Consider the following 11,595-nt stretch of genomic DNA (forward strand, 5'->3'; position numbering starts at 1 on the left):
GCTGCGGCCGCCTCTGCTCTATTCGATGGCCGCGCCAAGCCTCGACAGATCAGTCGATAGATAGATGAACTCGGCGATGCCGATGATGTTGTCGAGAGGGACCAATCCAAGTTCCGCATGACGACTGTCTTTTGCCCGGTCCCGATTGTCCGCCAAAAGGAAAATGTGTCCGCTCGGAACCGTGATTTCATCGAAATTGGCTCCCGCCCCACCGTCTTTCGAGACAAGGATGAGATGGGAGTGACCGCCCGGCAGAGTTTCCCGCATCAAGCGCCGTGCGTCGTCCTTCGCATCCACTTGCGATAGCGCGACCGGACTGCCGTTCACGTGAAGCACGCCATCGACGATCTCGATCCTGTCAAACGGTAGTCCTACAAGCCGCCGGACCCAGTCTTGCTCCGGATTGAGGGGATGACGGACGACCAGCACCGAACCGCGACGTGGGAAAGTACCGGAGAAATTTTCCAATCGGGCCATCATATGCTCGCCCGGATTGAAGTTGGGCTCCATCGCGGGCGTGAAGGCGTGATAGTTCTTACCCCCGGAGATCACCCAAGCCATGCTCGATATGCCTGTTTTGGCAACATGGAAGACGAACAAGGCAATCAATGCCATCGCGAGGATACCCGCTGCGATCGCGCCCCACTTTATCGAACTCTTCAAAAACCCCGAATCTCTTGCCATCAAAAGATCTTCCCCAAACAGCCCCTTGCCCGATCCCTGCATAAGAATCACCTGCACAGCAACCGCTGGTTCGCGATAAGGTCTGGCAAAACAAATCTTGTGTCCTTTGAAGGACACACAATGACAAGAAGACCGGGATGGAAACCATGAGCGGAACACCCGTCACCCCCTTCAGCACGCGCACCATGAACCTCGCGCATCTGGTCGAGCAGCAGGCGCGGCGGTTGCCGGACGCGCCCGCCTTCGTCTGGGGCGAGACCGTCTGGACCTGGCGGGAGTTCGACCGTCGGGTGAAGGCGATGGCGGCCGTGCTCGCGCACGAGGGCGGGGTCGGCAAGGGGGACCGCGTTCTCGTGCAGTCGCAGAACTGCAACCAGCTCTTCGAGAGCATGTTCGCCTGCTTCCGGCTCGGCGCCGTCTGGGTGCCGGCGAATTTCCGCGGCATGCCGGACGATCTCGCCTGGATGGCGGAACTTTCCGGCGCCAGGGCGATGATCTGCAATGCCGCCTTCCCGGAGCATGCCGCCGTCGGAGGTCCGGAGCTGGAAACGCGCTTTGCCATCGGCGCGGCGCAATTCGGACCGGATATCGACGACCTCATGGAGAAATATGCCGACACGGTACCGCCCCTGGCATCCGTCGACCGGGACGATCCGGCCTGGCTCTTCTTCACTTCCGGCACGTCCGGACGGCCGAAGGCCTCGGTCCTGACCCACGGCCAGCTCGGCTTCGTCATCAACAACCATCTTTGCGATCTCGTCCCCGGTGTGACCGAGACGGACGCCTCCCTCGTGGTCGCGCCTCTGTCCCATGGGGCGGGGATGCACCAGTTGATGATGGCGGCGCGCGGGGCGCCGACGATCCTGCCCGCCGCGCCGCGCTTCGACACTGGCGAGATCTGGTCGCTTATCGAGCGCTGGCGGGTCAGCAACATGTTCACGGTGCCGACGATCCTCAAAATGCTGGTCGAAGCGCCGGAAGCGATGACGGCGGACCATTCGAGCCTGCGCTACGTGATCTATGCGGGCGCGCCGATGTACCGCTCCGACCAGATCAAGGCGCTCGAGGTGCTGGGGCCGGTGCTGGTGCAGTATTTCGGCCTCGGCGAGGTGACGGGCGCGATCACCTACCTGCCGCCGCGGGACCATTCCGCCGGCGACGACATGCGCGTCGGCACCTGCGGCTTTCCGCGCACCGGCATGCAGGTGGAGATCCAGGGTGAGGACGGCGCGGCGCTCGCGCCAGGCGAGACCGGGGAGATCTGTGTCACCGGCGGCGCGGTCTTCGCCGGCTACTGGCGGAACTCGGAGGCGAACGCCAAGAGCTTCCGCGACGGCTGGTTCCGCACCGGCGATATCGGCCACATGGACGCGGACGGCTACGTCTACATCACCGGCCGGGCCTCGGACATGTACATCTCCGGCGGCTCCAACATCTATCCGCGCGAGATCGAGGAGAAGATCCTGCTGCACCCGGCGGTGACCGAGACCGCGGTCTTCGGCATGCCGGACCCGAAATGGGGCGAGATCGGCGTCGCGGTCTGCGTGCTGGAGGAAGGGCACAGCCTCGACGCTGTCGCGCTCGACGCGTATCTCCGCGAGAAGATCGCCTCCTACAAGCTGCCGCGGCAGTATTTCTTCTGGGACAGCCTGCCGAAAACCGGCTACGGCAAGCTCTCGAAACGGGTGATCCGGGCGGAGCTGGAAGAACGGCTCGCCGCCGGCGGGAGCGCCGCCTGATGCGCACCGTCACCCATCCGGGCCCGGTCGCCGAGGAGCGGCAGGAGATCCTGCCCGCGGAAGGCCGCCCCGTCGCGCTTACGCTCAAAGCAGGGCTTCCCTTCGAGGACGCGGTCGGCGAGGCGATGGCGGCGGAAGGGCTCGACGGCGCCTGGCTCGAGATCGAGGAAGCGATCGTCTCCTGCCTCGATTACGTGATCCCGGCGCTCTCTCCCGACGCGGACCATGTCGCCTGGTATTCCAATATCCACTCCTTCGGCGGCCCCGGACGGATCGAGCGGCTCGGCATGATGGTCGGACGCGAGAATGGCGCCTCCTTCCTGCACGGTCACGGGCTCTGGGCGCCAACCGGCGGCGAGATCGCGATGGGCCATATCCTGGCGCCGCGGACCATGCTCGCCGCGCCGACCGTCGCCCGCGGCATCGGCCTGACGGGCGCCCGCTTCGAGCGCCGCCCGGACCCGGAGACCAACTTCACACTCTTCCGCCCATCCGGCAACGCGCGCAATGCGGAGGACAGCGAGTACGCCCTCGTCCGCCTCGCTCCGAACCAGGATTTCACGGGCGCGCTCGACACCGCCTGCGCCGGGCTCGGCTGGGACGGCGCGCGGGTGCACGGCCTAGGGAGCCTGATAGGCGCGACATTCGAAGGCGGCAGCGTGCTCGGCAGCCTACCGACGGAGTTCCTGATCCTCGACGCCGAAGCGCGCGCGGAGGGTCAGAGCGGTCCCGGCCCCGAGATCGCCATCGTCGGCACCGAGGGCGGAGACATCCGCGAAGGCGCCCTGAAACGGGGCGAGAACGCGGTCCTGATCACGGCGGAACTGCTGCTGGAGCGCCGCTGAGGCGCTGTGTATCAGCGCCTCTCCGATCCCTCCAGCGCCCGCATCACCCGGCGCATGATCTTCTTCCGCGACCTCTCGTCCGCCGCGGCCTCCAGCTCGGCCCTGAGACGCAGCGAGAACTCCGCCAGCTCGTTGTGCCAGTCCGGCTCGCGCACCGCTTCCGGCGAGAGCCGCCGGGCCGCCTGCTTCTTCCGGAAGACCGCTCGGCCGCCGGAAAGGTCCACCACGTCATCGAGCTTCGGGATCAGGATGCGTTCCGGCTCCACCCCCTTCGCCTCCAGCGCATCGCGCATCGCCGTGAGCGCGTCTTCCTCGCCATGGGTCAGGAAGATTCCGGATTTCACCGGCAGCCGCTCTGTCAGCCAATCGACCAGTTCCTCGCCGTCGGCATGGCCGGAATAAACGTCGATCTGCCGGATCTCCGCCTTCACGCGGAGCTCCTCGCCAAAGATCGTTACCGCTTCGGCGCCGCCCGCGAGGATGGCGCCCAGAGTTCCCGGCGCCTGGTAGCCGACCAGCAGCACCGTCGCATCGGAGCGCCAGAGATTCTGCTTCAGGTGATGGCGGATGCGCCCCGCCTCGCACATGCCGCTGCCGGCGAGGATGATCGCGCCGCCATGGACGCGGGCGATCCGCTTGCTTTCGTCCACCGATTCCGTGAAACGGATATTGGCGCGCCGGAAACCGTCGCCGTTGGCGGGCATGTCCTCCAGCAATTCGGCATTCTTCTCGAACACTTCCGTCGCCCGGATCGCCAGCGGACTATCGAGGAAGACCGGAATCGCGGGGATCGTCCCCCGGTCGAACAATGTCCCGAGATCGAGCAGCAGTTCCTGCGTCCGTTCGACGGCAAAGACCGGGATCAGCAGGTTACCGCCCCGCGCCAGTGCCGCGTTCACCTCCTCGGCGAGCACCGCCCGGCGGCGCTCGGGACCAACATGCTCGCGCTGCCGCCCGCCATAGGTCGCCTCGCAGCAGATCCAGTCCCAGTTCTCCGGCGCATCCGGATCGGGGTGGAGCAATTTGCGGTCCGGCCCGATATCGCCGGAGAACAGAAGGCGGGACATCCTGCCGCCGCGCTCCCCCGTCGCGACCTCGATCTCGATCGAGGCCGAGCCGAGGATATGCCCCGCATTCCAGAATCGCGCACGCACGCCGTCCCCGACCTCGCGCCAGCTGTCATACTCGACGGCGGAGAAACGCTCCATCGCGGCCTGCGCGTCTTCCTTGCCGTAGATCGGCGTCACCGCCGGCCGGCCACGCTGGGCGTTCCGCCGGTTCAGCCGTTCCACCTCCATCTCCTGGATCGAGCCGCTGTCGGCCAGCATGTAGGTCAGAAGATCGATACTGCCCCGCGTGGCGAAGATCGGTCCGGAAAAGCCTTGTTTCACCAGCTTGGGGACGAGGCCCGAATGATCGATATGGGCGTGTGTCAACAGGACGAAGTCGATCTTCGCCGGGTCGAACGGGAAGGCGCCGTAATTCAGCTCCTTCAGGGTCTTGGAGCCCTGGAACATGCCGCAATCGATCAGGAACTGGCATCGCTCCGTCCTGATCCAGTAGCAGGACCCGGTCACGGTTCCGGCCGCGCCGCAGAAGGTCAGGATCATTCGAACTCGCTCCATGGATCATACCGAGAGAGGAACAATTTATCTGTCGACGCGCTTTCCGGTCGCATTATTTCCGCGCGCCAAGTGTCGCAACCCTTCGGCTCCGCGAACGCCCGGCTTCCCGCGCAACATGCCGGATGCTGGCACATCCGGTACCGGCATCCCCGCCCTGCCCGGCAACTATCCATAAATCACACGGCAAAACCTTTTCCCTGCGGATCGAATCTCAGACCGCTTCGTTCCCACAGATAAAAATACAAGAACAAAACCCTCTTTCTTCCGCGTCATACTAGGAATCAAGGAACGATCTTTCTATTTTCCGAGCGAATGGCCCGGCTGTTGTTCCCAATGCCGCCGCCTCAGGTCGATTGGACAGACAGATGAAGAAACTGATCGCTTCCCTCTTCGTAGTGCTCGTCATGACCGGCGCCGTACGCGCCGAGACCGTGACGCCGCTTGTCGATGCAGACTGGGCCGCCCAGCATGTCGGCACCCCAGGCGTCGTTTTCCTCGATGTGCGCGGCAAGCTCTCCGGCGCGAGCAAGGCGGACTACGTGAAAGCGCATATTCCTGGCGCAATCTGGACCAACTATCTGAAAGACGGCTGGCGGACCCAGGACGGCAACGGCACGATCGCCCAACTCTCCACCGTCGAGACCCTGGAAACCACGATCGGCGACCTCGGCATCGAGAACGAAGATCATGTCGTCATCGTCGCCGCCGGCAACAGCGCGCTCGACATGGGCACCGCGACACGGATCTACTGGACCTTCAAGATCGCCGGTCATGACGCCGTTTCGATCCTCGACGGCGGCATGCGCGCCTACACCGCGAAGATCGACGAGAAGACCAAGCAGCCGGTGAACCCGCTGGAGAGCGGAGAGATCAAGCTTGAGCCGACGATCTACACCGTCGAGCTGCGCGAAGAGATGCTGGTCGCCAAGGCCGACATGGCCGCCGCCGCGACCGCCGGCGAGGTCATCGTCGACAACCGCCCGCAGGACCAGTTCCTCGGCATCAACAAGCACGGCAAAGCGAAGCGCGCCGGCACCATTCCCGGCGCCCTGAACCTGCCGGAAAACTGGCTGACGGAAAACGGCGGCAGCTTCCGCGACCGCGACACAATCGCCAAGCTCTACAAGCTGGCCGGCGTTCCGGCGGAGGGCGCGCAGATCAGCTTCTGCAATACCGGCCACTGGGCCAGCCTCGGCTGGTTCGTCTCCCGGGAGATCCTCGGCAACACCGAGGCGAAGATGTATGACGGCTCGATGGTCGAGTGGTCCGCCGACCCGGACCTTCCGGTCGAGTCCGAACTCGACAAACAAATCGGCGCCTCGAAGAAGACGGCTCAGGTCACTCAGTAGAGACGCTCGAAAACAGCACGGGCGAGAGCAACCGGTCGACCGGCGCGTAATCGTCGGTCAGCACCACCGGAGACGGCGCTCCCGCATCCATCAGATCGGCAAGACGGATCCGCTGCCAGGTGCGGCGGATCCCGAAAATCGAGCGGATCGCGCTCACCGGCGCGGCTGAAGATGCCGCGACCACTTCGTAGGTGATGCGCCCGTCAGGACTGAACCCGGTGCTCTCTCCTGCTTCCCGCCAGACCGAGACATCCTCGAAATCCAGCGCCAGCGTATGGGTCAGCGCCGCGAGGAACTGCGGATTGCGCGCGCCGTCCACCACGTTCACGACATAGAACCCGTCCGGTTTCAGCCGCACCGCGACTTCTCTGTGAAACTCGCGGCTGACCAGATGGGTCGGCACCGAGATATCGTGAAAAGCGTCGCCGAAGATCACGTCGAACTGCGGAACGGGCCGCAAGGACTGGAGCAACCCGCGGGCGTCGCGGTGGTGAATCTCCAGCCCTTCGGCGGAGGGATCCAGCCAGAGATGACGCTCGGCTGCTTGCGTCACTGCCGGATCGATCTCCGCGACAAGGAGACGCGCGCCCGGTACGGTCGCCGCCCAGGAGCGCGGCAGGGAATAACCGCCTCCGCCGATAAAGAAAGCCGAGAAGCTCGCGCCGGGCACGTCGAGCGGAAAGCGGCGCCGGGCATATTCGTCGACGAAATGGATATAGGGGCTGTAGAGCAGGCTGGGATCCGCCCGGTCGTTGATGCTGTGCACCAGATTGTCCAGCACCATGAGCTTGCTCGGACGCCCGCTATAGGGCGCGAAATCGTCGATCACGATGCAGAAATAGTCGCTCTCCACCGTACAGCGCGAGGTGAAGGCTTCACGGGCGAGCCCGGTGCCGACGAGCGGCAGCCCGGCGACCAGAAGCGCCGCGACCGCTGCAAGCGCAGCCTTACGCCCCGCGAGCAGCGCGCAGGCGAGCGCGAGAACGGCATAGAGCGCAGTGACCGCGATCAGCGTCCCGCTCGACCCGATCCAGGAAATGAACAGATACCCGGCGCTCAGCGTGCCGCCGATGCTGCCCACCGTGCCGATCGCATACATCCGCCCGAGCACGGCGCCGGTATTGTCCGGTTCCTCGTCAACCGCGAGCTTGGTCACGATCGGCGCGACCATGCCGACAAAGAGGCTCGGCAGCAGGAACAGGGCTGTCGTGAGCAGCACCACGATCGTCACCTGCCCAAGCCCCGAGGCGAGCAGACTGACGGCGAGGTCGTTCAGGAAGACAAGCGCGAGCAGGCTGCCGAGTCCGGCGAGCGCCAGCGCCCCGGCGAGGCGACGGAGACCGCTCTGCCTGTCGACATCCGGTCCCGCCATCCGGCCGCCGATCCAGTGCCCGACCGAAAGCCCTGCGAGCACCACCGCGATGATCGCCGTCCAGGTATAGAGCGACATCCCGACATAGGGCGCGATCAGCCGCCCGGCGACGATCTCGACCACCAGCCCGCCCGCCGAACCCAGGAACAGCACGGCGGCGAGAAAGAGCCGGATCGCGAAACTCACGAGGCCACCCGCCCGTTGCCGTAGACCGGGACACGCCGGTCCAATACCCACTGGCAGGCGCCGGAACCGAGCCACATGGCCAGGAGAGCGAGCCAAGCGGTGAGCGAAAGCACCGAGCCGCCGGTGACGCCCGCGCCGACCGCGCAGCCACCCGCGAGCATCCCGCCGAAGCCCATGAGCAGGGCCCCAACAACATAGCGCACCATGCCGGTGGACTGGTCGAAGACCTGGACATGGAATTCCTTCCGCACCACCGAGGAGGCGAAGGAGCCGAGCGCGACCCCCGGGACCAGCCCGACCCCGAACTCGAGCGGGATCGCCGGCTCGGTGATCAGCGCCATCAGGGTGTCGGCGGACGGCCCCGTGAAGGTGACGCTGAGGACCGAGACCGGCTCGAACGACACCCGCGCGAGGGCGGACGTCAGCAGCCAGCCGAGCGCGATCGAGCCTCCGAGCGCGACCGAGATCACGGTTCGAGACCAGCCGATGGATGTACGCACCGAAAGGATAACCGCGAGCACCAGCAATCCGGCGCCGACGACAGCACCCGACATGGCCGGCAGATGGAGGTTGAGGTTGCGGATCTCGGGGCCGACGGTCCAGAGGGCGGACAGCTCGAGGCGCAACGGCGAGAGCAGACCTGTCAGCGCCGCCTGGGCGACGACGGTGACCATCAGCCCGGTCATCAGGGCACGGAGATTGCCAGTGGCGGAGAGCACCAGCAACCGGCTGGCGCAACCGCGCGCGAGGATCATGCCGACTCCGAACATCGCGCCGCCGATCACCGCGCCGGAGAGGGTTCCGGCCGAGGTGAGCTGGCGCACCTCCGACACCGGCAGATTGTCACTCCAGAGCAGCATCTGGACGAACAGCAGGGCGGAGCCGAAGACCAGGAGCCAGACGGCGAAACTTCCGCCCGCCTCGCCGCGCCAGAATTCGAGCGACGCGCTCCTGAGGCAGAACCGGCTCGCCTGGGCGCAGGCGCCGAAAATCGTTCCCACCAGCAGACCGCAGAGCGCGGCTTTCGCGGGATCGGAGATCAGGTCGCTCGCGAGGAGGGTTTCGAGGAAATCCATGACGCCCTCTCAAATCCCCGCGACAGCGCGGGTCAGGGACGGACGATTGTCCACCCGGCCTCGTTCGCCTCGATCAAGGCGACCACTCCGGTCTGGACGATCTCCGCATGTTCGATGATCGGGATCTTCGCGCCTTCCAGCCGCTCCATCGTGTCGATGGTGTTGCCGCAGGCAACGAAGGCGACGTTCGGCATGCTCATCTCGAAGCCCTGCACGCGTTTGGCGACATCCTCCGGTGCGGTGTCCGTGCGCAGCAGGTGCAGCCCCGCTTCGAAGGCAACGATGCGGATCTCCACTTCCTCGCCAATGCCGGAATAATGCCGGGAGACGTTCGCGGCCACGTTCAGCACCGACATCATCTTGTGCGGATCGTTGTCGCTGATCTGCAGGACCAGCCGGTGAATGCCGTCGTCCTCCTCCGCCCAAAGCTCCGACGGCGTCCCGACAGCCACCGTCACGAAACAAAGCAGGACAAGCGCCCGAAACAGAACCGGCATATCGCGTCTCCCATAACCATAAGCTGTCCCCGGATGGCGGCATGTCCGCGCCGGGAACCTTCATTTCAAGATACGCGATTACCATTTTCAGATCGGACTCTTTCATCAAATCCGCGGCAGCGGCCATGCGGGCCAAATTCCGGCCGACGCGTCGCGGCCCAGAGTAAAGATCCCCCGGGCCGCGGCACTGAGATGGATCAACCGAACATGTCGGCCGTGATACCCGCATACCAGCCAAGGCTCTCCTCGAAGGTCTGCTTGCGCAGGGCCGCATCCTCGCCGGTCTGGCTGATGAAGCCGGAGGTCTTGGCGATCTTCTCCGGCGTCGCCTCGTAAGCCGCGCCGACCTTCACGCCATTGTCGGTGTCGATCAGCGACCAGCAGGTATTGGAGAACTTGGCCGGAAACACCTTGGAGCCGGTGAGCGCGCCGCGGATGGCGTTGGCCGCCACTTTCGCCTGGCTGTTGGCGGAGAAACCGGACTTCGGCATGTCGCCCTGCTGCGACGCATCGCCGAGAATATGGATGTTCTCGTCCATCCGGCTCTGCATCGTCGCAGGCACCACCGGTGCCCAACCCTTGTCATTCGTGACGCCGGCAAGCTCCGCGATACGGCCCGCTTTTTGAGCGGGGATAACATTGACCACGTCGGCTTTCGTCACCTCGCCGCCGACGACCACTTCCATGGTATCCGGCCGCACTTCTTCGAGCGGTCCCGTGAACTCGGCGTCAAGCCAGTCGACCATGCCCGGGTAGCGGGCCTCCCAGCCTTCCTGGAAAAGCCCCTGCTTGGAGAACTTCTTCTTCGGGTCGAAGATCAGGATCTTCGCTTTCGGGTTCTTCGCCTTCAGCACATGCGCCACCATCGAGACCCGCTCATAGGGGCCCGGCGGACAGCGGTAGGGGTTCGGCGGCGCGACCATGGCGAAGACGCCGCCCTCGCGCATGGACTCCACCTGCGCCTTCAGCAACTCCGTCTGCGACCCCGCCTTATAGGCGTGCGGCATGTGATTCTGGGCGGAGATGTCCCAGCCCGGAACCGAGCCGTCGACGAAGTCGATTCCCGGCGACAGCACAAGCCGGTCGTATGGCACGGACGCGCCTCCGGCGAGCGCGACACTCTTCTTGTCCCGGTCGACACCGACCGCCCAGTCATGCACGACGTTGATGCCGTAATCGCCGGCGAGCTTGCCATAACTGTGCGCGATCGACTCAAGCGAGCGGAACCCGCCGAGATACAGATTCGAGAAAAAGCAGGTGTAATAGGTACGCGAGGGCTCCACGAGCGTGACGTCGAGCGCCCCCTTGCTGTCCTTGGCGAGATAGCGGGCAACCGTCGCCCCGCCGGCGCCGCCGCCGACGACGACCACCTTCGGCTTGCCGTGGTTCGCGCCCATAATCATCGGCGCCGCGGTGAGCGCGGCACCCGCTGCCGCTCCCTTCAGGATGGACCTTCTACTCAGAGACATGGCTACTCCTCCCTAATTGGGCCCCGTTCAGTCGAGGCCTTCGAAATAGGCCGCCAAACCGGCGATCTCCTCGTCCGACAAGCGCCCCGCGATCATGCGCATGACCGGGTGCGGACGGATTTCCTTCTTGTAGGCATGCATGGCGACCACGAAATCGTCCCGCGGCCATCCGGTGATCGAGGGTATCCCCTCGTTCGCCCCGCTCTCTTGGTGGCAGGTCAGGCACTCACCGGACAGGTATTCACCATAATCCGGATCGCCGACGATCGCGAGAATCGCGGGGTCCAGGTCATGGTCCGTCGCGGTCGTGGTCGGCGCGGCTTCGGGGATGTCGCTCGGCCTGTCGGAAAAGGCGCGGAGATAGGCGAGCAGATGGGACCGCTCCTCGGCGCTCGGCATTCCGGCGAAATTCATCCGTGTCTTGGAGACGAAGGTCTTCGGATTCTCGATATAGAGATCGAGGGAGTCGGCGTCCCAGACGAGACCGTCCGAGCCCGCGCGCAGCATGCCTTCGGAGTATTTGAAGCCTTCGATGGACCCGGCCGCACGGCCGAAGATTCCGTTCAGATGCGGACCGACCCCGTTCTTCGCGCCGTTGCCGAGACGATGACAGGATTGGCAGACCCGGAAGAGTTTCTCTCCGCTCGCCGCATCGCCGAGTTCGGCGGCGCCCGACGGTTCGGCAGGCGCGAAGACGGTCAGCAAGATCGCGAGGCTCAAAGCCTGGAAATTGCGTACCGTCACCGCGCGCAT

At 65.0% G+C, this 11,595-nt stretch carries 10 protein-coding genes; 3 read left to right on the forward strand and 7 right to left on the reverse strand.

Annotated features, from left to right (window positions below):
• Window positions 1-18: 18 nt before the first annotated feature.
• On the reverse strand, window positions 19-726 hold the full coding sequence (lepB, locus tag NUH88_RS07480; RefSeq protein ID WP_257771074.1) for a signal peptidase I: 708 nt from the start codon (window positions 724-726) through the stop codon (window positions 19-21).
• Between the two features lie 104 nt (window positions 727-830).
• Between lepB and NUH88_RS07485 the strand changes: the two genes are divergently transcribed.
• Window positions 831-2,423: an acyl-CoA synthetase gene (locus NUH88_RS07485; RefSeq protein ID WP_257771076.1), complete on the forward strand. Its 1,593-nt coding sequence runs from the start codon at window positions 831-833 to the stop codon at window positions 2,421-2,423.
• The gene (locus tag NUH88_RS07490) at window positions 2,423-3,268 is read left to right on the forward strand and encodes a PPC domain-containing DNA-binding protein (protein WP_257771078.1); all 846 of its coding nucleotides are present in this window, start codon (window positions 2,423-2,425) and stop codon (window positions 3,266-3,268) included. Before NUH88_RS07485 ends, NUH88_RS07490 begins: the two co-directional genes overlap by 1 nt.
• An 11-nt stretch (window positions 3,269-3,279) precedes the next feature.
• Here the strand turns inward: NUH88_RS07490 and NUH88_RS07495 are convergent, their stop codons facing one another.
• Window positions 3,280-4,878 (reverse strand): MBL fold metallo-hydrolase RNA specificity domain-containing protein, encoded by a 1,599-nt coding sequence (locus NUH88_RS07495; RefSeq protein WP_257771079.1) that lies wholly within the window; start codon window positions 4,876-4,878, stop codon window positions 3,280-3,282.
• A gap of 380 nt (window positions 4,879-5,258) precedes the next feature.
• On the opposite strand from NUH88_RS07495, the gene NUH88_RS07500 reads away from it, so the two are divergent.
• Window positions 5,259-6,242, forward strand: coding sequence for a sulfurtransferase (locus tag NUH88_RS07500; RefSeq protein ID WP_257771081.1), 984 nt, complete (start codon window positions 5,259-5,261; stop codon window positions 6,240-6,242).
• Here the strand turns inward: NUH88_RS07500 and NUH88_RS07505 are convergent.
• The 5 genes from NUH88_RS07505 to NUH88_RS07525 form a co-directional block, all read right to left on the reverse strand.
• Window positions 6,232-7,800, reverse strand: coding sequence for a fused MFS/spermidine synthase (locus NUH88_RS07505; RefSeq protein ID WP_257771083.1), 1,569 nt, complete (start codon window positions 7,798-7,800; stop codon window positions 6,232-6,234). The genes NUH88_RS07500 and NUH88_RS07505 overlap by 11 nt on opposite strands.
• Window positions 7,797-8,876, reverse strand: a complete 1,080-nt coding sequence (locus NUH88_RS07510) for a YeeE/YedE family protein (RefSeq protein ID WP_257771085.1) — start codon at window positions 8,874-8,876, stop codon at window positions 7,797-7,799. Before NUH88_RS07510 ends, NUH88_RS07505 begins: the two co-directional genes overlap by 4 nt.
• Window positions 8,877-8,908: 32 nt before the next feature.
• Window positions 8,909-9,373, reverse strand: coding sequence for a DsrE family protein (locus NUH88_RS07515; RefSeq protein ID WP_257771087.1), 465 nt, complete (start codon window positions 9,371-9,373; stop codon window positions 8,909-8,911).
• Window positions 9,374-9,570: 197 nt separating this feature from the next.
• Entirely contained in the window at window positions 9,571-10,842 is a 1,272-nt protein-coding gene (locus NUH88_RS07520) for an NAD(P)/FAD-dependent oxidoreductase (protein WP_257771088.1), read from the reverse strand.
• Window positions 10,843-10,869: 27 nt separating this feature from the next.
• On the reverse strand, window positions 10,870-11,595 hold the full coding sequence (locus NUH88_RS07525) for a c-type cytochrome (RefSeq protein WP_257771090.1): 726 nt from the start codon (window positions 11,593-11,595) through the stop codon (window positions 10,870-10,872).

The organism is Nisaea acidiphila (assembly GCF_024662015.1).
GTDB lineage: Bacteria > Pseudomonadota > Alphaproteobacteria > Thalassobaculales > Thalassobaculaceae > Nisaea > Nisaea acidiphila.

Coding starts and splice junctions, on each gene's coding strand:
- lepB (WP_257771074.1), bottom strand. CDS start 726: ATGCAGGGATCGGGCAAGGGGCTGTTTGGGGAAGATCTTTTGATGGCA.
- NUH88_RS07515 (WP_257771087.1), bottom strand. CDS start 9,373: ATGCCGGTTCTGTTTCGGGCGCTTGTCCTGCTTTGTTTCGTGACGGTG.
- NUH88_RS07510 (WP_257771085.1), bottom strand. CDS start 8,876: ATGGATTTCCTCGAAACCCTCCTCGCGAGCGACCTGATCTCCGATCCC.
- NUH88_RS07520 (WP_257771088.1), bottom strand. CDS start 10,842: ATGTCTCTGAGTAGAAGGTCCATCCTGAAGGGAGCGGCAGCGGGTGCC.
- NUH88_RS07525 (WP_257771090.1), bottom strand. CDS start 11,595: ATGCGCGCGGTGACGGTACGCAATTTCCAGGCTTTGAGCCTCGCGATC.
- NUH88_RS07500 (WP_257771081.1), top strand. CDS start 5,259: ATGAAGAAACTGATCGCTTCCCTCTTCGTAGTGCTCGTCATGACCGGC.
- NUH88_RS07485 (WP_257771076.1), top strand. CDS start 831: ATGAGCGGAACACCCGTCACCCCCTTCAGCACGCGCACCATGAACCTC.
- NUH88_RS07495 (WP_257771079.1), bottom strand. CDS start 4,878: ATGATCCTGACCTTCTGCGGCGCGGCCGGAACCGTGACCGGGTCCTGC.
- NUH88_RS07490 (WP_257771078.1), top strand. CDS start 2,423: ATGCGCACCGTCACCCATCCGGGCCCGGTCGCCGAGGAGCGGCAGGAG.